At 69.0% G+C, this 21,909-nt stretch carries 18 protein-coding genes and 2 pseudogenes; 8 read left to right on the forward strand and 12 right to left on the reverse strand.

What is annotated here, in order from left to right; translation table 11 throughout:
• Nucleotides 1–59: 59 nt before the first annotated feature.
• The gene (locus ACFX43_RS17210; protein WP_378830321.1) at nt 60–749 is read right to left on the reverse strand and encodes a TrmH family RNA methyltransferase; all 690 of its coding nucleotides are present in this window, start codon (nt 747–749) and stop codon (nt 60–62) included.
• A gap of 104 nt (nt 750–853) precedes the next feature.
• Here ACFX43_RS17210 and ACFX43_RS17215 point away from each other — a divergent pair, with 104 nt between their 5' ends.
• The gene (locus tag ACFX43_RS17215; RefSeq protein ID WP_378830324.1) at nt 854–1,609 is read left to right on the forward strand and encodes a DedA family protein; all 756 of its coding nucleotides are present in this window, start codon (nt 854–856) and stop codon (nt 1,607–1,609) included.
• Here the strand turns inward: ACFX43_RS17215 and ACFX43_RS17220 are convergent.
• Nucleotides 1,606–2,772, reverse strand: coding sequence for an aminotransferase class I/II-fold pyridoxal phosphate-dependent enzyme (locus ACFX43_RS17220; protein ID WP_378830327.1), 1,167 nt, complete (start codon nt 2,770–2,772; stop codon nt 1,606–1,608). The two genes, ACFX43_RS17215 and ACFX43_RS17220, sit on opposite strands and share 4 nt — an antisense overlap.
• A gap of 99 nt (nt 2,773–2,871) precedes the next feature.
• On the opposite strand from ACFX43_RS17220, the gene pyrE reads away from it, so the two are divergent.
• Together pyrE and ACFX43_RS17230 are read left to right on the forward strand one after the other, a co-directional pair.
• Nucleotides 2,872–3,408 carry an orotate phosphoribosyltransferase gene (gene pyrE, locus ACFX43_RS17225; RefSeq protein ID WP_350715851.1) on the forward strand — a complete coding sequence of 179 codons (537 nt, stop codon included), beginning with the start codon at nt 2,872–2,874 and terminating at the stop codon, nt 3,406–3,408.
• A 68-nt stretch (nt 3,409–3,476) separates the two neighbouring features.
• Nucleotides 3,477–4,151, forward strand: coding sequence for a DedA family protein (locus ACFX43_RS17230; protein WP_378830333.1), 675 nt, complete (start codon nt 3,477–3,479; stop codon nt 4,149–4,151).
• 21 nt (nt 4,152–4,172) lie between these two features.
• Here the strand turns inward: ACFX43_RS17230 and ACFX43_RS17235 are convergent, their stop codons facing one another.
• The 5 genes and pseudogenes from ACFX43_RS17235 to polA form a co-directional block, all read right to left on the reverse strand.
• Nucleotides 4,173–7,199: a family 16 glycoside hydrolase gene (locus tag ACFX43_RS17235; RefSeq protein ID WP_378830335.1), complete on the reverse strand. Its 3,027-nt coding sequence runs from the start codon at nt 7,197–7,199 to the stop codon at nt 4,173–4,175.
• 129 nt (nt 7,200–7,328) lie between these two features.
• On the reverse strand, nt 7,329–7,994 hold the full coding sequence (locus ACFX43_RS17240; protein ID WP_378830338.1) for a hypothetical protein: 666 nt from the start codon (nt 7,992–7,994) through the stop codon (nt 7,329–7,331).
• Nucleotides 7,995–8,021: 27 nt separating this feature from the next.
• Nucleotides 8,022–9,092, reverse strand: a complete 1,071-nt coding sequence (locus ACFX43_RS17245; RefSeq protein ID WP_378830341.1) for a hypothetical protein — start codon at nt 9,090–9,092, stop codon at nt 8,022–8,024.
• A gap of 205 nt (nt 9,093–9,297) precedes the next feature.
• Nucleotides 9,298–9,843: a chloramphenicol phosphotransferase CPT family protein gene (locus ACFX43_RS17250; RefSeq protein ID WP_378840960.1), complete on the reverse strand. Its 546-nt coding sequence runs from the start codon at nt 9,841–9,843 to the stop codon at nt 9,298–9,300.
• A gap of 73 nt (nt 9,844–9,916) precedes the next feature.
• Nucleotides 9,917–11,962, reverse strand: a pseudogene (gene polA / locus ACFX43_RS17255) (DNA polymerase I); the annotation flags it as partial.
• 102 nt (nt 11,963–12,064) lie between these two features.
• Between polA and ACFX43_RS17260 the strand changes: the two are divergent.
• The gene (locus ACFX43_RS17260) at nt 12,065–12,535 is read left to right on the forward strand and encodes a hotdog fold thioesterase (RefSeq protein ID WP_160024271.1); all 471 of its coding nucleotides are present in this window, start codon (nt 12,065–12,067) and stop codon (nt 12,533–12,535) included.
• Nucleotides 12,536–12,598: 63 nt separating this feature from the next.
• On the opposite strand, the gene ACFX43_RS17265 is transcribed toward ACFX43_RS17260, so the two are convergent.
• A complete protein-coding gene (locus tag ACFX43_RS17265) occupies nt 12,599–13,843 on the reverse strand; it encodes an ABC transporter substrate-binding protein (RefSeq protein ID WP_378830356.1) in 1,245 nt (414 codons plus the stop codon).
• A 327-nt stretch (nt 13,844–14,170) separates the two neighbouring features.
• On the opposite strand from ACFX43_RS17265, the gene ACFX43_RS17270 reads away from it, so the two are divergent.
• Nucleotides 14,171–14,743, forward strand: coding sequence for a GNAT family N-acetyltransferase (locus ACFX43_RS17270; RefSeq protein ID WP_378840964.1), 573 nt, complete (start codon nt 14,171–14,173; stop codon nt 14,741–14,743).
• 510 nt (nt 14,744–15,253) lie between these two features.
• Here the strand turns inward: ACFX43_RS17270 and ACFX43_RS17275 are convergent.
• A complete protein-coding gene (locus ACFX43_RS17275; RefSeq protein WP_378830358.1) occupies nt 15,254–16,933 on the reverse strand; it encodes a DUF885 domain-containing protein in 1,680 nt (559 codons plus the stop codon).
• Nucleotides 16,934–17,044: 111 nt separating this feature from the next.
• Between ACFX43_RS17275 and ACFX43_RS17280 the strand changes: the two genes are divergently transcribed.
• Entirely contained in the window at nt 17,045–17,584 is a 540-nt protein-coding gene (locus ACFX43_RS17280; RefSeq protein ID WP_350659327.1) for a SigE family RNA polymerase sigma factor, read from the forward strand.
• Complete coding sequence (locus tag ACFX43_RS17285; protein ID WP_378830363.1) at nt 17,577–18,869, forward strand: hypothetical protein; 1,293 nt, start codon at nt 17,577–17,579, stop codon at nt 18,867–18,869. The genes ACFX43_RS17280 and ACFX43_RS17285 overlap by 8 nt, the downstream gene beginning before the upstream one ends.
• Here ACFX43_RS17285 and ACFX43_RS17290 read toward each other — a convergent pair.
• The 3 genes and pseudogenes from ACFX43_RS17290 to ACFX43_RS17300 form a co-directional block, all read right to left on the reverse strand.
• Complete coding sequence (locus ACFX43_RS17290; RefSeq protein WP_378830370.1) at nt 18,820–20,181, reverse strand: glycosyltransferase 87 family protein; 1,362 nt, start codon at nt 20,179–20,181, stop codon at nt 18,820–18,822. The genes ACFX43_RS17285 and ACFX43_RS17290 overlap by 50 nt on opposite strands.
• A 27-nt stretch (nt 20,182–20,208) precedes the next feature.
• A complete protein-coding gene (locus tag ACFX43_RS17295; RefSeq protein WP_378830373.1) occupies nt 20,209–20,469 on the reverse strand; it encodes an acyl-CoA carboxylase epsilon subunit in 261 nt (86 codons plus the stop codon).
• A pseudogene (locus ACFX43_RS17300) lies at nt 20,466–20,636 on the reverse strand (carboxyl transferase domain-containing protein); the annotation flags it as partial. The pseudogene ACFX43_RS17300 and the gene ACFX43_RS17295, both read right to left, overlap by 4 nt.
• 35 nt (nt 20,637–20,671) lie before the next feature.
• On the opposite strand from ACFX43_RS17300, the gene ACFX43_RS17305 reads away from it, so the two are divergent.
• On the forward strand, nt 20,672–21,817 hold the full coding sequence (locus ACFX43_RS17305; protein WP_378830377.1) for a DUF222 domain-containing protein: 1,146 nt from the start codon (nt 20,672–20,674) through the stop codon (nt 21,815–21,817).
• The last annotated feature ends 92 nt before the right edge of the window (nt 21,818–21,909 follow it).

Genomic DNA, 21,909 nt, shown 5'->3' on the forward strand with positions numbered 1-21,909 from the left:
TCACGACGCTCGATCCCCGGGGTGCGCCCCGGGGATCGATGCGTTTTGAGCTGATCCGATCAACCGCGCCAAGCCTCGTCGGAACCCAGATCAGCGTGCTGGACGACCCAGGAGTGCATCGCGATCGCCGCGGCGGCCGAGGCGTTGATGGACCGTGTCGAGCCGAACTGGGCGATCGAGAACGTCCCGTCGACGCTCTCGCGGGCCTGCTCGGAGAGCCCGGGTCCCTCCTGTCCGAACAGGAAGCAGACCGACTTCGGCAGCTCCATGGTCTCCAGGTGGAGCGAGCCGGGCAGGTTGTCGATGCCGAGGAGGCGTACGTCTCGTTCATGGAGGTACGCCGCGAGCGCGGGCACGTCCACATGGTGATGGACGTGCTGGTAGCGGTCGGTGACCATCGCGCCGCGACGGTTCCAGCGGCGGTTGCCGACGATGTGCACCTCGGCGGCCAGGAAGGCGTTGGCGGTGCGGACGATGGTGCCGATGTTGAAGTCGTGCTGCCAGTTCTCGATGGCGACATGGAAGCCGTGGCGGCGCTGGTCGAGGTCGGCGACGATCGCCTCGAGCGTCCAGTAGCGGTAGCGGTCGACCACGTTGCGCCGGTCGCCGTTGGCCAGCAGCTCAGGATCCCAGTGCTCCCCCTCGGGCCATTCACCTGGCCAAGGGCCCAGTCCGACCTCCGGCTGCCCGTGGGGCATCGGGTCGTAGGGCGCTCTGGAATCAGCCTCGGACGGTCGTGTCTCGTTCATCGGCTGATAAGAATATTCGACAACAAGAGTTGTTACCTATGGGTACCGTAGGGGCCGTGACAGGTGCGGGGAATTTTGCGCCGATGTTGGCCGGTTTGGAGTGGATGAGTCCGGACTTTCTGCTGGCCACTTTCGGCGAGCCGCTCTTCTGGATCAGCCTGATCATCATCTTCATCGAGTGCGGCCTCTTCTTCCCGTTCCTCCCCGGTGACAGCCTGCTGATCGCGCTCGGAATCTTCATCGCGACCGGCAAGATCGACATCTTTCCCGGGCCACCCGGCATCGAGATCGTCATCGCGATGCTCTTCTTCGTCGCCGCGGCATTCGCCGGCAACGTGACCGGCTATGAGATCGGCCGAAAGATCGGTCCGCGGCTCTATGAGCGCGACGGCCGGTTCATCAAGAAGCGGCATTTCGACCAGACCCGCGAGTTCTTCGACAAGCACGGCAACAAGGCGTTGGTGATCGGCCGGTTCATCGCTTTCGTACGCACCTATGTCACCGTCGTCGCCGGAGTCACCCACATGGACCGGCGACGGTTCTACTTCTGGAGCCTCGTCGGCGGGGTGCTGTGGGTGCTCGCGGTGACGCTGTTCGGCTTCTTCGTCGGATCCCGCTGGCCCTGGCTGGCCGACAACATCGACTACCTGATCCTGCTGCTCTTCGCGCTCGCGTTCCTGCCCGCGATGGTGGAGTGGTGGCGCCGGCGGCGTACGGCCTCCCGGCTCGCCGGGGACCTCGACCACGACGGTCACGCGGACCGCGACCCTTCGACAAGCTCAGGACATCGCATCCTCGGCGTGGCCGTCCCTCCGCGTACGCCGGCGGACGACGACGCCGAGACCCGGGCCGACCGCTAGCGCGTCAGGCGCCCTCGGGCGAGTCGCTCCAGGGCTTCCTCGATCACCTCGCGCTGCTTGGTGAAGGTCCACCTGACCAGCTGCTTGCCGGCATCCGTGTCGTAGAACCCCTGCAACGGGATGGCCACGACGCCGGCCCGCTCGGGCAGCGCCCGGCAGAACTCGAGCCCGTCGTTCCAGCCGAGGTCGGTGATGTCGGAGACGGCGAAGTAGGTGCCCTCCGGGATCGTCACGTCCAGGCCGATCTGCTTCAGCCCGTCGCAGAGCAGGTCGCGCCGCCCCTGCAGGTCGAGGGCGAGCTCCTTGGGCCAGTGGTCGAGATGCTCGAGCGCGTACGCAGCAGCCGGCTGCAGCGGGGCACCAGAGGTGAACGTCAGCCACTGCTTGGCGCCCAGCAACGCCTGGACCAGGTGCTCGGGGCCGGTCGCCCAGCCGACCTTCCAACCAGTGAAGGAGTAGGACTTGCCGATGCTCGACAGGGTCAGGGTGCGCTCGCGCATCCCGGGGAGCGTGGCGATCGGGATGTGTGGCGTCCCGTCGAAGGTCAGGTGCTCGTAGACCTCGTCGGAGACCACGGTCAGGTCGTGCTCGACCGCGAAGCCGGCGACCGTCTCCAGCTCCTCGCGGGTGAGCACCGTGCCGGTCGGGTTGTGCGGGGAGTTGAGCAGCAGCACCTTGGTCTTCGGCGACACAGCGGCTTCCAGCGCCTCGCGCGGCAGTCTGCCGCCCGCCGCGGACGCGTCCAGGCTCAACGTCACCGGGCGACGTACGCCGCCTGCGAACTGCACCATGGCCGGGTAGCTGTCGTAGTAGGGCTCGACGAGGATCACCTCGTCGCCGGGGTCGACCAGGGCGAGGATCGCCGCCGCGATGCCCTCGGTGGCGCCGGTGGTCACCGCGACCTCGCGCGCCGGGTCGAAGGTGAGGCTGTAGTGGCGTTCCTGGTGGGCCGCGACCGCCTCGCGCAGCGCCGGGATGCCCGGGCCGGGGGCGTACTGGTTCCGTCCGCTCTCCAGGGCGCTGACGGCTTCCTTGATGATCTCGTCGGGGCCGTCCACGTCGGGGAAGCCCTGGCCGAGGTTGACCGCGCCGGTGGCGGCGGCCAGGGCGGACATCTCGGAGAAGATCGTCGGCGGGATGCCGTGGAGTCGTCGTGCCGTCATGCCGCCACCTCCGTAGGGCAGACCGAAGAATACGGACGCGGCGGCCTGACATCTATGGTCGTTCGCTGGCGCTCACTCATACGACTTAGGCTAGGGGCCGTGACCACGGACCAGACCCTTGCTGCCGACATCGACGCCACCTGCCGCCTGCACGGGGAGTTCACGCTCCGCTCGGGGCAGGTCAGCGACACGTACTTCGACAAGTACCTCTTCGAGGCGAACCCGGCTCTGCTGGACCGCGTCGCAGCACGGATGGTCGAGCTGCTTCCTGAAGGGACCGAGCTGCTCGGCGGCCTCGAGCTCGGCGGCATCCCGATCGTGACCATGGTGTCGGCCAAGACCGGCATCCCGGCGATCTTCATCCGGAAGAAGGCCAAGGAGTACGGCACCGCCAAGCTCGCCGAGGGCCCGTCCTTCGAGGGCAAGCGCGTGACCCTGATCGAGGACGTGATCACCTCCGGTGGTGCCGTACGCGACGCGGTCAACGCGCTCCGTCCGCTTGGTGCGGTCGTGGACACTGTGGTGTGTGCGATCGACCGGTCGCCCGAGCCCGGCGAGTCCCTGCGCGACGTCGAGCTGGAGATCCGGTCGGTGCTGACCCGGGCCGACCTGGACGCGGTCAACGCGGCCTCCTAGGGGATCCACAACTCAGGTCGCTAGGCTTCGGCCGCCCCGGCCCACCCACACACTTCGAAGAGAGCATCATGATCCTCACCGCCACCCAGCCCGAGGAGCTCACCGGCGTCGCCGGCTGGGCGGTCGACCTGATGGACAAGCTCGGCCCGGTGGGTGCGGGGCTCGGCATCGCGCTGGAGAACCTCTTCCCGCCGCTGCCCTCGGAGATCATCCTGCCGCTGGCCGGGTTCACCGCCGCGCAGGGCCGCTTCACGATCGCCGAGGCGCTGATCTGGACCACGCTCGGCTCGGTCGTCGGCGCACTCGCGCTCTACCTGATCGGTGCGGCCATCGGCCGTGAGCGGGTCTACTGGATCGGCGAGAAGCTGCCGCTGGTCAAGACCTCCGACCTGGAGAAGACCGAGGCGTTCTTCGAGAAGTACGGCGCCTGGACGGTCTTCTTCGGCCGCTTCATCCCGATCTTCCGGTCGCTGATCTCGGTGCCCGCCGGGGTCACCCGGATGCCGATCTGGAAGTTCCTGATCCTCACCACCGTCGGCTCCGCGATCTGGAACACAATCTTCGTCGTCGCCGGCTACCAGCTCGGCGACAACTGGGAGAAGGTCGAGCCGATCGTCGGCCGCTTCCAGAACATCGTCATCCTGGTCGTGGCCGTCGCCGTCGTGGCCTGGATCGGCCTGCGCATCTACAAGATCGTCCGCGGATCCGACAACGGGGCCAAGGACGACTCGCTCGTCTCCTGACCCCGTCGTCGGAGGTCTGCGTCAGTCGGTGAGCTCCTTCACCTGGACGTTGCGGTAGTTGACGGTCTCGCCACCGCCGTGGTTCTGCATGCCGACGAAGCCGGCCAGGTCACGAGCGGGATCGGTGCTGGTGAAGTCGTTCACCAGCTTCCCGTTGAGGAAGATCTTGACGTTCGATCCCTCGACCCGGATGTCGTAGGAGTTCCACGACCCGACCGGCTCGAGAGCCGCCGCGACGGCCTCCGGATCGGCTCCCTGGAACGTGTAGATGGCGCCGGTGGTGCGGTCCGGAGCGTCGCTGGCGTCGATCTGGACCTCGTAACCCTGGTTGACCGCGACCCAGGGGTCGTTGCCGGGGTTGGGGAAGCCGATGAAGACGCCACCGTTGTCATCGCGGACCAGCTTCCAGTCCAGCTTCAGGCTGTACTCGCTGAACTCCTGCTCGGCGTACCACAGCAGGCCCAGGCCGTTGGTCGTACGCAGCGAGCAGTCGTCCTGCCGGCCGAACGAGCCCGGGCCGGCCATCCGCCACGAGGCCAGTGAGCTCAGGGTGCCGTCGAAGAGCGACTTGTAGCCCCGGGCGGGTCGCTGCGGCCTACAGATGTCCTCGCCGCCACCGACCTTGAGGGAGTCGAAGTTGACGTTCCCCTCGTCACCCTGGTCATAGCTCAGGGTGATCCGGTTGACCCCCGCCTTCAGCCTCATCGACCGGGTCGCGGTGCCCCAGGTCTGCCAGTCGCCGGTGGACTCCAGCGCCCACGGCTCGACCTCGGTGCCGTTGAGGTAGACCGAGACCCGCTTGGTGCCGGGCGCCGGGTCGGGGCCGTTGGCGTAGCGCAGCCGGACCGGGTACGCCCCGGCACGAGCGACCTTCGCGTCGAAGGTGACCGAGGCGCCGACATTGCCGAAGCCGTCCACGAACCCGGAGCCGGAGTAGCCGTTGTGCTCGACCGCGACGTTGGCGCTGCCGCGCAGGGTCGCCTGCTCCGCCTCGAGATAGTTGCGGTCGGCGGGCGAGACGTACCCCGGGATCTCGTTGAGGGTGTACCAGGCCTCGGTGTTCCACAGCTGGTCACCGCCCACGCCGGTGAACGGCCGCGGCGAGCGCAGGTGCACGACCCGGCCCTCCTCCAGGCCGTCGACGGTGAGCGTCACCTTGGTGCGATCGGCGGACACCCGAGCACCGGAGACGAACAGCGGTCGCTCGTCGACCTTCGGACCGCCGTACGTCGGCCGCGGCGCGTAGCGCCAGTGGGTCATCCGGAACGCGGCGTTCGGATCCGCGGCGATCTTGTCGACGGTCTCCTGGGACAGCGCCTGGGTGTAGCGGATCTCGAAGCCGGTCCTGGTGGCGCGCATCTGGTGCATGTCGAACGCCTTGCCGTCGGCGGGGCTCATCCGCTGCAGCCCGTAGCGGAGCTTGCCCGGCTCGCTCCAGTTGCCGGCCTCGCCGATGCCGCCGACGTAGATCGATCCGTCAGGCCCGAGCAGGGTGCGGTTCACGCCCGCCTCGAGGCCGGCGGACCAGCGGAAGACCGCGCCCTGGTACTCGCCCTCGACCTTCTCCAGGAAGCCACGCTGGAGGCCGCCGTAGGTGACGTCGCCGAAGATCATCTGCCCGGCGTACGCGCCCTTCTTCAGCATCATGGGGCTGCTCGGGGAGTTGCCGATCTCGCCCTGCGGCACCCACAGGGCCGGGCCGGTGACCGGCTGGTCGTCGAATGGGCCGGACGGGTTGGTGTAGTGGTTGAAGAACCGCCCGGGCTTGACGTGCACCAGCTTGGAGCTGGGCAGCCAGGCGCCCTGGTTGTCCATCACGAACAGGTCGCCGCCGGGCCCGCGCATCATCCCGTTGGGCGTACGCAGCCCGCCGGCGAGATAGGTGATCTCACCGGTGTCACGGTCGATCTTCAGGGTGGTGCCGCGGTTGCTCGCCGGCTGAGGGTTGGTGGTCTCGCCTCCGAAGTTGATCGCGACGGAGAGGTTGACGTAGAAGCTCTCCTTGTCGTGGAGGAGGCCGAAGGCGAACTCGTGGAAGTTCTCACCGAAGGGCCACTCCGCCACCTTCCGGTGGTCGTCGTAGAAGCCGTCGCCGTCGGGGTCGGTCAGCTCGGTGAGCTGGTCGCGCTCGGAGACGAAGATCGACTCGCCGATCACGGCGACGCCCATCGGGTTGAACAGGTCGGTGGCGACCTTCTCGACCGTGACGTCCTCGGGTCCGGTGGCGGTGCGGGCGTTGCTGAGCAGGAAGATCTCGCCGGGCTCGGGGTCCTCGACCCAGCCCGACGGGCTCACCGACCCGGAGGTCACCACGGCGAGCCGGCCGTCCGCCGCCCAGTCCAGCGCGGACACCATCGGCTCGAAGCCCTCCGGCCGCAGGTCGGTCAGGTCGTACGCCGGGTGGACGCTGTCGAGCTGCATGCCGTCACCGGCGGTGTCGTTCTGCCCCTCGCAGTACTTCGTGCCCGGTGCGGTCACCCGCACCACCCCCGCCTCGGTGCTCAGGACGTCGGTCGGCACCAGCGAGAAGTCCGAAGCGCCCGGCGGGCGCCACTGCAGGCGCAGCACCTCGCCGCCGCCGTCCTCGAAGTGCTCCACGCGCAGGTCGTGGAACCCCTCGCTCAAGGTGACACTGCCGTCCTTCGGAGTCTCCCCGTGGAGGCCGTCGTGGTCGATGACCTCTTCGCCGTCGATGACCAGTCGGGAGCCGTCGTCGCTGATCAGCCGGAAGTCGTAGGACCCGGCAGTAGCGATGTTCAGGTTGGCCAGGGCGTGGGAGATGAACCGGTCGGCGAGACCGAAGTCGGCCGGCGAGTCGTAGTCGATGAGCGAGGTGAGCTTGTCGACGTTGGGCGTCTGGCCGGCGCGCAGCGTGCACAGCTGGTCGATGGGACGTGCCATGTCGTAGGTGCGCAGCGTGACGCCGGGCTCCTGCGGTGGCAGGTCGGCTGCCTCAGCGGCGGCGGGGCCGCTGCCGAGGAGCGCGGCCACGACCGACAGGCCGACGAGTGAGCCGAGCACGGCCCTGGACGGGGGGATACGGGTCATCGGGGCCTCCACGAGGGGATGTGACGAGTGCCACATCAGAAGGTAGAGGCGCCGATGAACTTCGTCAAGAAGTTTTGAAACTTTCGCAAGTCAGTTTGAAATGTCCTGGCTCGGCTGGTCTCGAGGTCGTCAGAACTGCTGGTGGGTCGGCGGTCCCGCGCCCGGCATCGGCGGCTGCCAGGGGTCGGCGGGCTTCCTCCGGGCGAACCAGTTGCCTGCCCTGCCGACGTACAGCATCAGCAGCGCGGCGATGATCAGCGCGGGATAGAGCACCACGAAGAGCGAGAGCAGCGCGGCGACCGAGCCGACCACGGTGAGCAGGATCCGGGCCACCTTGGAGCGGAACAGCACCATGATCCCGAGCGGGATGGCGATCAGGCTGAGTACGCCGCAGACGGCGAACCAGATGATCATCGCCAGCGTCACGCCCTTGTCCGAGGACGTCGGGTCGTTGTAGTCGGCGATCCCCGCAGGCACCATGAACACCGAGATCAGCAGGGCGATCACCGACCCCACGATCGTCATGATCGACGCCGCGACCACCGTCCCCGGGCGGGTGTCGGGATCGGGCTGCGGATAGTGAGGGCGAAGGTACGCCGGGGGCTGCTGACCCATCGCGTACTGGCCGTAGGCCGGGGGCGCCTGGCCCCATCCCTGGGGCTGCGGCGGCTGTGTCGGCTGCGGGGCGGCGTACGGCTGGGGTGTGGCGTACGGCGTCGGGGGCGGCGGCTCCTGCCCCTCGAACGGCGGCTTGCCGCCGTAGGGGTTGTCGAAGGAGCCGAACTGATCTGACATGCCGCGGAGCCTATCCGGCCCGCCGTGTCACCCGTTGCGGAACCACGCGGCGACCTCGGGTCGCAGCAGGAACGAGAAGGTCGCGACCGCGGCGCCGAAGATGACCACGGCCGGCGGGAAGGCGAGAGCGAAGAGGAGCAGCGAGAGCGCCGAGACGCCTGCCGAGATCATCAGCGCGACCCGGGCCCAGGAGTGGCGGCGGATCGCGAAGGCGGCGAACACTGCGGCGGCGACGCAGACGAGCGCCACCAGCACGGCCATGACCCAGACCGAGGCGACGATGATGTCGGCGGTGTAGAGCTTCGCCACCTCCCGCATGTTCGGGTCGCTCTCCGCCTGCTTGCGCACCTCGTCGAGGATCATGTCTGGGTTGGCGGTCGCCGTCACCGCCGAGGCCAGCATCATCAGCGCGGTCAACCCTGAGCCGATCCAGGTGAGCACCGCCGCCGCCATCACGGCCCCCGGGCGGCGCCTCGGCGCCGCCTTGGTGGGCTGGGCGATCGCACCGGTCCACGGCGGCGGCTGCTGCTGCGAGAGCCGAGCCGGTCCGGAGGTCGAGCCGGTCGGGGTGGTCGAAGCAGCCGAAGCTGTCGGGCTCTCCGGCGGAGCCGGCGCGACGTACGACTCCTGGTCGGGGTCGCCGCTGTCGAGCGCTTCCCGCTTGGTCGGCGAGACGCCGTCGAACCAGTCGCGGGTGGGCGACATCCACAGGAGTACGACAGCCACCGCGGACAGCGTGGACCAGAACCCTCCGCCGAACATGCCGGCGAAGAAGAGCGGCGCCGCGATGACCGTGAGCGCGAGCCGGGCCTGCTTGTTGCGCTGGAGCACGTGCCAGCCGAGGATCACCGCCGCTGCCGCCATGGCGCCGGTGACCAGCGCCATCACGTGCATCAGATCGAGGATGTTGTCGAGGCCGATCCCCGAGCCGGCCAGCGGCGGCTCGGCCAGCACCTCCTCCACCCGCTCCCGGGTGTCCAGGCTGCGCAGCCCGGAGATCTGGTCCCAGGCCGTCACCACGGTGAGCAGTGAGCCGAGCACGATGAGCCACCCGGCGAGGGTGGCCTGACCGGGGCGGGGAAGCTTCGTTTCAGACATGTCGGGAACCATTTTCTCATCCCTGCCAACCCCACCCGCCGAGAGGGCGGTCGCGTCGGCCGAGAAGTCGCCTACGTCGGCCGAGAAGTCGCCTACGTCGGCCGAGAAGTCGCTCGCGTCGGCCGAGTGCGCACGGCGATGACAGCTCGGCCGACGCACGTGACGCTTCGGCTCGCGCAAGCGACGCCTCGGCCGATGGGAGCGCCTATTCGGCGCGAAGGCGGTCGAAGGCCTTGGGCGCGGTCAGGGCGGGAAGGGCCTCGGCGATCTCCTTCGCGCACCCGGCCGGGCTCGCGGTGGTGGAGTCGACGCGGATGTCGTACGCGTGCGAGTAGACCAGGGTCTGCGACCGGGCGAGGCCGGCAGGACGGTCGCCGCGAGCGGCCTCCCGGCGTTCGAGCTCCTCCGGCGAGCACCAGACCTCGACGAGGGTCACGTCGTAGCCGTCGAGCACCTCGAGCAGATCCTCGAGCCGCCAGGTCTCGCTGAGCGGGTAGTCCATGATCACGTCGTTGCCGACCGAGGCCAGGGCCGCGACCGCGCGGTGGTAGCCCAGCCGGGTCCGTCGCAGCATCTCGGCGATCCCGGGGTCGTCGAGCTCCCGCGTATGGACCGTCGACCGCATCCCGCTGATCCCATCGACCGGCACGAAGAACCACGGGTCCTCGAGCAGCGGCAGCAGCTCCTGCCCGATGCTGCTCTTGCCCGAGCTCGACGCCCCGTTGAGCAGGATGATCCGACCGTTGCGCACGCGAGGAGACTACTGCCGAGGCGTCACGTACGTCGGCCGAGTGGGCACCTGTGTGCCCACTCGGCCGACCGGGGTGNGCCATGATCCGCATCTCGATCTGGCTGTAGTCGGCCGTCATCAGCGACTCGAAGCCGTCGCCGACGACGAAGCCCTTGCGGATCCCGCGACCCTCCTCGGTGCGCACCGGGATGTTCTGCAGGTTGGGCTCGGTCGAGGAGAGCCGCCCGGTGGCTGCGATGGTCTGGTTGAAGGTGGTGTGGATCCGGCCGTCGTCCTGCACGGTCTTCAGCAGGCCCTCGATGGTGACCCGCAACCGGGTGACGTCACGGTGGCGCAGCAGCGCGAGGAGGAACGGGTGCTCGGTCTTCACGTAGAGCTGCTGCAACGCGTCGGCGTCGGTGGTCCAGCCGGTCTTGGTGCGCTTCGTCTTCGGCATGTCGAGCTCGTCGAAGAGCACCACCTGCAGCTGCTTGGGCGAGCCGAGGTTGATCTCCTTTCCGATCACGCCGTAGGCCTCGTCGGCCGCCTGCTTCATCTGGCCGGCGAAGTGTCGCTCCAGGGCGTCGAGGTGCTCGGTGTCGACCGCGATGCCGGTCTTCTCCATCCGCGCCAGCAGATGCAGCAGCGGAAGCTCCACCTCGGAGAGGAGCCGGTGTCCGCCGGCGGCCTCGACCGCCGAGTCGAGCTCGACGGCGAGGTCGATCACCGCCCGGGCGTAGAGCATCGAGGTCCTGGCCACGCCGTCGCCACCGACCTCGTCGTCGCCGAAGAGCGACTCCTGGCCGCCGTCGTCCTCCTGCTTGAGCTCACGCTTGAGGTAGCGCAGCGTCAGGTCGGCGAGGTCGTAGGAGCGCTGGTCGGGCGCCACGATGTAGGCCGACAGCGCCGTGTCGGTCACCAGCCCGCCCAAGGACCAGCCGTGGGCGTCGATAGCCAGCTCGGGCCCCTTGGCGTCGTGCATGATCTTCGGCCTCGAGGCGTCCGCGAGCCAGCCCGCCAGCGCGGCCTCGTCCTCGGGGGTGAGCTCCTCCACCCCCACGTACGCAGCCCGCTCCTGTGTCGCGAAGCCGAACCCGTCCACGCGGCCGGTGCCGGAGCCCCAGGTGCCGCGCACATGCACCCCGACGGGCGTGGCCCCGAGCTCCTCGAGGAATGTCGCGACGGCGCCGGGAGCCAGCGTCTCGCCCTCGAGCGCGAAGCCGCTCTCGTCGACCGGGACGTCGTCCTCGGGCGCGAGCACGTCGGTGATCCGGGTGCGGATCTCGCCACGGAACTCGAGCTCGTCCAGGAGCTCCAGCGCCGCTGCCCGGTCCCACTCGACCCGCCCGAGGTCCGCCGGGCCGACCTCCAGGGTCAGGTCTCGCACCAGGGCGTTGAGCCGCCGGTTGCGCATCACGTCGCCGAGGTGGGCGCGCAGGTTGTCGCCGGCCTTGCCCTTGATCTGGTCGGCGTGGGTGATCAGGTTGTCGAGGCCGTCGTAGGTGTTGATCCACTTCGCGGCGGTCTTGGGGCCGACGCCAGGGATGCCGGGCAGGTTGTCGGAGTCCTCCCCCACCAGCGCGGCGATCTCGGGATAGCGGTGCGGCGGGACCCCGTACTTCGCCTCGACGGCCTCGGGCGTCATCCGCGCCAGGTCGGAGACACCACGCATCGGGTACAGCACGGTGGAGGACTCGGTGACCAGCTGCAGCGAGTCGCGGTCGCCGGTCAGGATGAGCACCTCCATCCCGGCCTCCAGCCCCTGGGTCACCAGGGTCGCGATGATGTCGTCGGCCTCATAGCCCGCGAGGGACAGGTGGCGGATGTGCAGCGCATCGAGCAGTCGCTGGATCAGCGGCAGCTGGGACTTGAACTCGTCGGGGGTCTTGTTGCGCTTGGCCTTGTATTCGGAGTATTCCTCCAGCCGGAACGTCTGGCGCGACAGGTCGAAGGCGACCGCGACATGGGTCGGGGCCTCGTCGCGCAGCACGTTGACCAGCATCGAGGTGAAGCCGTAGACGGCATTGGTGTTCTGCCCCGTGACGGTCGAGAAGTTCTCCACCGGCAGGGCGAAGAAGGCCCGGTAGGCCAGCGAGTGCCCATCGAGAAGGAGCAGTCGGTCACGCGTCACGTCAGCCACGGTCCGACTCTATCCACGACCACCGACAACGGCGCGACCGCGGGTCGAGACCCGCGCGTCCCCCAGGTCCCGACCCCGTGCGGCACATGCGACGATGCATCCATGACCGATGCATCGACCACCGACCAGACCGTCTCGCCGACCGACAAGACCGCGGGCGAGACGTTCTTCGCCTCGCTCCCCCACGGCATGGGCGGCCTCAACGACAAGATGGGCGTCAAGATCCTGGAGATCTCCGCCGAGAAGGTCGTCGGCACCATGCCGGTCGAGGGCAACACCCAGCCCTACGGGCTGCTGCACGGCGGCGCCTCGGTCGCGCTCGCCGAGACGCTCGGGTCCACCGGCTCCGGCATGCACGCCGCGTCCTTGGGCAAGATCGCCGTGGGCGTCGACATCAACGCCACCCACCATCGGTCCGCGACCTCCGGAATCGTCACCGGCACCGCGACCGCCATCCACCTCGGCCGCAGCTCGGCGGCCTACGAGGTCGTGATCACCGACGAGCGCGGCAAGCGGGTCTGCACCTCGCGGATCACCTGCTCGCTCATCGACGCCGATCGGATCTCGATGTAGGAACCAACGGAGAAGGGCCCCGGAGCGTGCCGCTCCGGGGCCCTTTCACTGGGTGGATCTGGCTCAGACCTCGCCAGCGATGTACTTGACGGGGGCGTAGGTCGCCTTGTCGTTGTACTGGTAGATACCGATGGACGCGGCCGTCGGGCTACCGGTCTCGCCGAGCTCGATCGGGCCGGACTTGCCGTCGTAGTCGATGTCCTTGCCGTCCTCGATGAGCTTGACGCAGTCCGCGTACGTCTCGCACTTCTCACCACCGGTGGTGATGTCGACGATCTCCTCGGCGATGGCCTCACCGGCGTCGCTGTCGGCCTTGATCGCCGCCAGCGCGGAGACGATGGTGGCGTCGTAGGACTCGGCGGCGTAGGAGTAGTCGGCCAGCTTCGGGTCGACCTTCAGCAGCTGCTCCTTGAAGTCACCAGTGGTCTCGGCGCCCGGGAGGGTGCCCTTGACACCCTTGAGCTCACCCTTGGTGAAGTCCTTGGAGTAGTCCGACAGGTTGCCGTCGACGAAGTACGTCGGCAGCTTGGCCGGACCGGCACCCGCGGCGATGAGCTGCGGGATGAGCTTCTTGGTCTCCTCGAAGGCGATCACGACGACCGCGTCGGCACCGGAGCCGGCGACATCGTTGATCTGGGCGTCGAACGAGGTGGCGTCCTCGGAGTAGAACGCCGTGGTGGCGACCTTGGAGCCGGCACCCTCGAGGTTGGCCTTGACCTCCTCGGCAAGCGTCTCGCCGTAGGCGTCCTGGCGGGCCAGGATCGCCACGTTGGTGCGCTTGTCCTCGAGCAGCAGGTTGGCCATGACGGCGCCCTGCAGGATGTCGGACGGAGCCGTGCGGAAGTAGAGGTCCGGCTTCGAGAAGTCGCCCTCGTCGAACTCGGTCGAGGTGTTCGCCGGGGAGAACATCACGGTGCCGGACGACATGATCTTGTCGATCACGGTCATCGACACGCCCGAGGACGCGGTGCCGACGATGACGTCGGACTTGGCGTCGATGAGCTTGTCGGCCTCGGTGGGGGCGATCGCGGAGGTGGTGTCACCGGAGTCTGCTACGACGGACACGACGTCCTTGCCGAGCACACCACCGGCGGCGTTGATGTCCTGGATCGCCAGGTCGGAACCGGCGAACTCGGGCGGGCCGAGGAACGCGAGGCTACCGGTCTGCGGGAGAAGCTGCCCGATGGTGAGAGTGCCGTCGCCCTTGGCGGCGGCCTTCTTCTCCGGCTCCTCGGAAGCGGTCTCGCCACCGCAGGCGGCGAGGGTGAAGCTGAGCGCCAAGGCGCCGGCGCCTGCGGTCAGCTTCATCCAGGTAGAGGATGATGAGTTCACTGCTTAGTCCCTCTTTCGTATGGGCTGGCCCGGCTCACGCCGGACCTTGCGGAGACACATTAGAGACGCTCGGAGGGTGAATCACCCGAGGGACCTGTCTTTTCACCAATCCGTTACATCTCCCCCATGGCATCATTGCCTGGGTTGCCGCCATCATCGGCTCCGTAATATCGGCGCCGTGGTGACCCATAATCACTCGGGAAACCCGATTCCGCCCAGGAACAGCCACGATCGTGGAGGAATTGTGATCATCTGTACGCACGGCACTCTCGGAGGACGGACTCGATGAGGGTGCCGGTGACGATGCGAGAGGCACGAGCCGATGACGCGCTCTTCCTTCTCGGCATCTGGCAGGACTCGTTGCGGATGGCGGACGCCCAGGAGCAGCTGAGCGACCTGGAGACGATCATCCGTGCAGCCGACGCCTCCCCCGACCAGCGTCTCCTGGTCGCCGAGTGCGGCAGCGAGCCCGTCGGAGCGGTCTACGTGCGTGCGACCACCTTCGGTCCGCTCAACCTGGAGCCGACGGTGCAGATCTTCGCGCCTCACGTCGTTCCCAGCTTCCGCCGCCGTGGCGTGGGCCGGATGCTGATGGAGTCGGCCGTCTCCTTCGCCGAGGAGCGCGGGGTCAGGACCATCGCGGCCGCGGCCTCCGCCGGTGGCCGTGACGGCAACCGGTTCCTCGCCCGGATCGGCCTCGGCGCCCAGGCCGTGATGCGGGTGGCCCCGACCGCGGTCGTACGCTCCCGGCTCACCGTCCTGGGCCGGGCCCTGCCCCACCACGCCCGCCTGCAGCGCGGCCCGAAGCAGTCCAGCGCCGTCGGCGAGCTGCTCGCCGCCCGGCGCTCCCAGCGACGCTCACACACCGTCGCCTGAGCACGAACGGCCGGGCCCCGGAGCAGCATGCTGCTCCAGGGCCCNTGGTCAGCCGGGCTGGGTGGGAGGCGAACGAATTTTCGTTCGTCCGGAACTTGCCCCAGGATTCGCGCGAGTAGGGGCCTCGTGGGGAGGTGAACGAATTTTCGTTCGCCTCAGAGATGGCTCGGCCGGGGGTGGGGTTGGTGGGGTGAAAGAAACCTTTCTTTCACCCGGAGACCCCATGCCTGGCGTAGGTGTGGAGCGGTCACCTTCCGTGGGTGAGTGTGCCGTGGCCACACCCGGGCCGCCGCCCCGATAGCCAGCCAAATCTTTTCTCGACATGGTCCGGTGTCAAGGATCGCCGCAGGCGACCGGCGTAGCCGGCGGCCGCAGGCCGTCCTTTACTCCGGGGCAGGTCGAGAAGACCCTCGAAGAACGGGTCGGCGGCCCAGCCCAACCCCGTCGAACAGAGCGCAGACGAAGCAGCACCCGGCGTACGACCAAAATCTTCTGACCAACCCCGCAGCGCTACAGCCGTCCGAGCGCCGCCCGAAGAGGATCGAGGCCGAGCGAGCCGAGGTCGAGCGCCGCGCGGTGGAAGGCCTTCATGTCGAAGGCGGCGCCGGCACGAGCCCGCGCGTCCTCGCGAGCCTGGAGCCAGATCCGCTCACCCACCTTGTAGGACGGGGCCTGGCCCGGCCAGCCTAGGTAGCGGGCGACCTCGAAGTCGAGGAAGGCATCCTCCATCAGGCAGTGCTGTCCGATGAACTCTCGGCCGAGCTCGGGCGTCCACACCTCGCCGGGGTGGAAGCCGAACGGGTTGTCCTCCGGGATCGTCAGCTCCAGGTGCATGCCGATGTCGATGATCACCCGCGCGGCCCGGAAGGACTGGCCGTCGAGCATGCCGAGGCGGTCACCGGGGTCGTCCAGGTAGCCGAGATCGTCCATGAGGCGCTCGGCATAGAGCGCCCAGCCCTCGCCGTGGCCCGAGACCCAGCACATCAGCCGCTGCCAGCGGTTGAGCAGCTCGGCGCGGTAGGCGGTCTGGGCGACTTGGAGGTGATGGCCCGGCACACCCTCGTGGTAGACCGTGGTCAGCTCGCGCCAGGTGCCGAACGAAGTGACTGACTCGGGCACCGACCACCACATCCGGCCGGGCCGGGAGAAGTCCTCGGAGGGGCCGGTGTAGTAGATCCCGCCGTCGGTGGTCGGCGCGATCATGCACTCGATCCGCCGGACCGGCTCGGGGATGTCGAAGTGCACGTCGGCCAGCTCCGCGATGGCGCGGTCGGCGGCGGTCTGCATCCACTCCTTGAGTGCGGCGGTCGAGGTCAGCTGCCGCGCGGGATCCTTGTCGAGATGGGCCGCCGCCTCGACGACGCTCGAACCTGGCAAGATCCGGTCGGCGGTGGCCTCCATGTCGTCGGAGAGTCGCTTGAGCTCCTCCCAACCCCAGGCGTACGTCTCCTCGAGGTCGATCTCGGCGCCGAGGTAGCGCCGGGAGGAGAGCTGGTAGTGGTCGCGCCCGACGGCCTCCTTCGGAAGCCCGTTGGGCACCAGGTCGGCGGCCATGAAGCGCCCGAACTCGGCGAACGCCTCGTTGGCCTTCGTGGCCGAGGCCTCGAGCTCGGCGCGCAGGGAGGCAGGAACGGCGTCGGGGGCACGTGAGACCAGACCGGTGAAGAAGTCGCCGGCGCCCTTCCGCCCGGTCCAGCTCAGGATCTGGTCGGCGACCTTCTCGTACTGAGCCGTCGCCGAGACCCGTCCGGCCGCGGCCTCCTCCCGGAGGGTCGCGGTGTAGCCCGCGACCGCGTCCGGCATCCCGGCCAGCCGGGCGCCGATCGCGGCCCAGTCGTCCTCGGTGCCGGTCGGCATCAGGTCGAAGACCTCGCGCAGGTTGTGGATGCCGCTGGTGATGACGGAGACGAACTTCCGGTCCAGCTGCGCGTCGGCGAACTCGATGTCGAGCCCGACCCGCTCCAGGAACGCGTCCTTGGCGACCTGCTCACGCTCGTCGACCGGCTTGATCGCGGCCACGTCGGCGTAGGCCGCCCGGTTGAGCTCCTCCATCGCCTGCATCCCGTCGGGGGAGAGGTCGGGGAGCTCCGCGTCGTGGCCGGCGACACCGACGTACGTCGCGGTCAGCGGGTCGAGGGCGCAGAGCTCCTCGACATAGCGGTCGGTGCGGGCGTCTACTTCACGGGTCACCCGGCCAACCTTAGGACCGGGACGACTTCGGGCAACTCAATTCCCCGCTACACGCAACGAACGCGCCAGACTTCGCGTAGGAGGTGTGTGAACGTGCCAGAGGAGGTGTCCGTGGATGCCGAAGAGCAGGAGAGGGATCCGGACTTCGGGGCCTGGGTGGCCTCGAGGGGGCCCGCGCTACAGCGGTTCGCCTATCTGGTGACCGGCAACAACTCCGACGCTCCTGACCTGGTGCAGGACGCCCTCGCCCGTGCGCTGCCGCGGTGGGAGTCGCTGGCGGCGTCCGGGACGGCGGAGGCGTACGTGAAGAGGAGCATCGTCAACGGGTCGATCAGCGGCTGGCGCAAGCGGCGCCGGCTGGTGCTGGTCGAGGACGTCGAGCCGATGGCGACCAGCCATGAGCCCGGCCCCGAGGAGCGGGACGCGGACGAGGCGTGGGAGCTGGTGCAGACGCTCCCGTCCAACCAGCGAGCGGCGGTGGTCCTCCGGTTCTACGAGGACCTGTCGTTCGCGCAGATAGCAACGGTGCTGGACTGCGCCGAGGCGACGGCCCGCTCACATGTGCACCGGGCGCTGGCCAAGCTGAGGCAGCGGTTGAACGAGCAAGGCTCTGTTGATCAGAGAGGGAACGAGGGGGTTGACAATGAGTGACTTCGAGCGCGAGGAGCGGGCCTTCCGGGCCGCCCTGGCCCGTGCGGCCGACGGTTTCGAGCCGCGGGAGCTCGCGATCCCCGGGGCCTCTGAAGAGCCTGGACCGGCTGACCTGTCCGACGAGACCGAGAAGGCCGAGGAGAAGGCATCCGTACGCCGGAAGGCGCCCTGGATCCTGGCCGCTGCCGCCGCGGTGCTGGCCGTCGTCGGCCTGGGTGGCGTGGTGGCCAACCTGCAGCCCACCGGCAGTGGTGGCGAGAGCACCGCCGCGAGCGACGCCTCCGGCGACGAGGACCGTTCCGACAGCGCGCCCAAGGCGCTCGGTGCCGATGAGGCGGCCCCCGAAGGCACCTACATCGAGCGCGGCCGCACCGACCTGCCCCCGCCCGCGGACGGCAACCGCTGGGCGGTCCGCTACGACATCGCCTTCCAGGTGCCCGAGGAGTGGGCCGACGCCACGGCGCCGGCGCTGCCGGAGTGCATCGCGAAGCCCGGCGACCAGTGGGACACCGTGCCGCGGACTCCCTACGTCGCGAACATCACCAACCAGCCGGTGCCGAGTATCGCCTGCAACGAGACCGAGGACCGTGACTTCCCGCCGCAGTTCGGCAAGGTGCCGTTCGCGCTGTGGCAGCCCTACGTCCTGATCGAGAAGCCGGGCAAGGGCGCCACCCTCCAGACCGGTTCCTGGGAGCACGAGGGCTGGCTGCTGACCCGGGTCCAGGTCGGGGATGACGCGTACGCCACGATCCTCACCGGGCCGGGCGACGAGCGGGTCAACCAGGAGATCAAGGGATCCATGAGGACCGTGGCGAAGGATCCCTACGGCTGCGAGACCGCCTCGCCGCTTGCCGAGGGCGACCCGGTGCGGCCGAAGACCGACCCCGCGACCTCGCCGCTGGAGGGCGACGACCCGGAGTCGATCGCGATCTGCCGGTACGAGCCGTCCTCGGCATCGCTGACCGGGTCGCGAGAGATCACCGGCTCCGACGCCGCCGGCCTCGTCGAGGCGATCCGCAGCGCGCCGGCCCGATCCGGTCCCAACACGCCGCAGAACTGTGCCGCCGGGCAGCCGGTCACGGCGTACGTCATCCTGCGGATCTTCCGCGACGGAGGCGAGCCCGGGGAGGTCTTCGTGAACTACGAGAACTGCGACGACCACGGGTTCTACGACGGCGTCACCGTGCACGAGCTCACCGCGGCGGCCTGCCGGCCGGTGTTCGCCGAGGAGCCGGTCACGATCTACTCGGCTCAGGGCGACGTCGCCCGGGTCTGCCTGTCGTGACCTCGGCTGCTGGCTCGTCGTCGCTCGACGATGTGGCCAGCAGCCGGGTCGTGCGCCACGCGGCGTAGAGGAAGAGAAGCACCAGCAGGCCGTTGCGCCAGGCCAGCACCTCGGTGATCCACGGCGAGCCGATGTCGTTGAAGGTGAGCATGTAGCCGTACATCCGCGGGAAGATCTCGTGGGTCAGCAGCGTCACCACGACCAGCACGACCGACCAGATCCCGAGCTGACGGCGAGCCCGGCCGCGGAGCAGGACCAGCCCGGCGGCGGCGGCGGGGAGCAGCCAGAGCATGTACTGTGGGCTGAGCACCTTGTTGGTCACCAGGAACGCGGCCACCGTCGCGAGCACCAGCCACACGATCGTCTCCTCGGTCCTCTCGCCGAGGGGGAGCCGACGCCAGGCGAGCATCCACCAGACGATGACGAGCGCCCCGGCGACCACGGAGGCGACCGTCGCCGCGAGGAGCAGCGACTCGACCAGCGGCCCGCTGATGTCGTACGCCTTCCACTCGGTGTAGTCGATGGCGTAGCCGCTCTCCGGACCGCCGTGGCCCCACTCGTACATCGCCGGGGTCGCGAAGACCGACTCGATCTGCAGACCGCGCTCGCTCTGGTAGTTCAGCGGTGTCCAGAGCCGCTCCCAGCCACCGAGGACAAAGCTCAGCCCGGCCAGGGCGATGCCGGTGCCGGCGACAGTCAGGATGACCCCGCGGCGGGTGGCGCGGTTCGCCGCGAGGGCCGGGATGACCAGGATCGGCCAGTACTTCGCGCCGGTCGCGAAGGCCGCGAACGCGGCGGCCACCTTCGGTCTCCTGGCCGCGTAGAGCACCGCCAGGCCGACCATGATCCCGGGGAAGAGGTCGAAGCGGGCGTACGCCGTCGCCCCCAGCGCCGGGACGGCGACCAGCCACAACGCCTCCGCGGCGGAGATCCCGAACCTCGGGTGCGTCCCGCGGCGGTTGCGGACGAGCAGCACCATGAAGAGCAGGTCGGTCAGCGCCGCCATCGCCAGCACAGCCACGATGTACGCCTCCCCACCCAGCTGGAGCAGGCCGATCGCGGCGTACGGGATCCAGAGCAGCAGCAGCGCCGGCACCGGATACTCGACCAGCGTCCCCGCGACCCCGTCCGTAGCCAGTGCGTCGAGGCTGTCGCGGTAGTAGTTCACGTCGCCCACCACGCCCCACTCCGCGCCCCACCAGGAGAACGAGCCCTCCGCCGCGGCCGGGAAGCCGTAGAGGATCACCACCCACCCCCGGGTCACCAGCCATGCCAGGGTGACCAGGAGATATCGCCGAGAGAACGTGATCACGGAGCGATCATGACATTGCGGTCCTCGTCAGTGAGGCAGGCCGCTGGCGCGCCAGGCGCCGGGGCCGGGGTGGAGCGGGGTACGCAGCTGGGGGGTGGCCCACAGGGAGCGGGGCTTCTTCTTGGGGGGCTCGGCTGTGCCGAGGGCTGCGAAGACGGCCACGATCGCGGCGATGTCTTCGGGGGTGGCGTGTTGGTCGATGACCTTGAGCAGGGGCTTCTGCTCGGCCTTCTGCTCGGTTGTCGGCTCGGCCTTCTGCTCGGGTGTCGGGTTTTCGGGGGTGGTCACAGCGGGATGTTCCCGTGCTTCTTGGCGGGCAGGGTCTCGCGTTTGGTGCGCAGTAGCCGGAGGGCGCGGGTGACTTCGGTGCGGGTTTCGTGGGGTGGGATGACGGCGTCGATGTAGCCGCGTTCGGCGGCGATGTAGGGGTTGGCCAGGGTGGTCTCGTACNGCCTCCCTTGGTCTGGTCTCTGAGGCGAATCCGGCGTTCATGGCCACCGATCAGAAGGCCGCCACCCTGGTGGAGATCGCCCGGGCCAAGGCGCAGCTGGCTGAGCTCGAACTCCGGGTGATCGCGGCCGCTGACGACGTCGCCGCGGACAGTGCCGCTCGGGATGTGGCGGCGTGGTTGCATCACCACACCCATCAACGCCCCGAGACCCTGCGCGCCGACCTCCGGCTCGCTGAGGCCCTGGACCGTTCCTACGGGCTGGTCGCGGCCGCGATGCGCCGTGGCGACTGCAACCCTGCCCAGGCCCACGTCATCGTCGATGCCCTCGACGACCTCCCGGCCGATCTCGACCCTGAGATCAAGGTGAAGGCCGAAGAGGCCCTGGTCGCCTACGCGACCCGGTTCGACCCCACCCAACTGCGCCGCCTGGGCCGCCGGATCCTGGACGTCATCGCCCCCGAGATCGCCGAGGCCGAGGAAGCCCGACGCCTCGCCGCCGAGGAGGCCCACGCGCGGAAGAAGACCCGGCTGACCATGCGGCGCCTCGGGGACGGCACCACCCGCATCACCGCGGTCATCCCGGATGCGGCCGCGGACAGGCTCGCGACCAACCTCGAAGCGTTCGCCTCACCCCGCCGCGACGACGGCACCCGCACCGACACCGGCGACTACCTCCCCTACCACCGCCGCCTGGGCCGGGCGTTCTGCCACATGCTCGAAACCCTCGACCCCACCCGGCTCCCGATCCACGGCGGGGACGCCACCACCGTGATCGTCACCATCGACCTCGACCAGCTCCGCAACGAGGCCGGCATCGCCCACATCCTCGGCGGCACCCCGATCACCTCCGCTGAGGCCCGGCGGCTGGCCTGCACCGCAGGCATCATCCCCGCCGTCCTCGGCGGCGATTCCGAGGTCCTCGACCTCGGGCGCAAGGAACGCTTCTTCACCGCCGCCCAACGCCGCGCCCTCCTACTCCGATCGGCGACCTGTGAGGCCGAGGGCTGCGACATCCCCGGCACCTGGGCCGAAGCCCACCACTGGATCGAATGGGCCCAAGGCGGTCCAACTGACCTCGACAACGCCGCCCTCCTCTGCTCCCATCACCACCACCGCGCCCACGACACCGCATACCTCTATGAGCGCCTCCCCAACGGCGACATCCGCTTCACCAGACGCACATAAGCCGACCGATCGCAGCGATTCACCGCACCGCCGAGCGGACGACCTCCGCTTGGCCAGGCCGAGTCGGCGCATCTGCCTCACATCCGCGGTAG

Origin of the sequence: Nocardioides sp. YIM B13467 (assembly GCF_042788075.1) — a bacterium.
In the GTDB taxonomy this organism is placed as follows: Bacteria; Actinomycetota; Actinomycetes; order Propionibacteriales; family Nocardioidaceae; genus Nocardioides.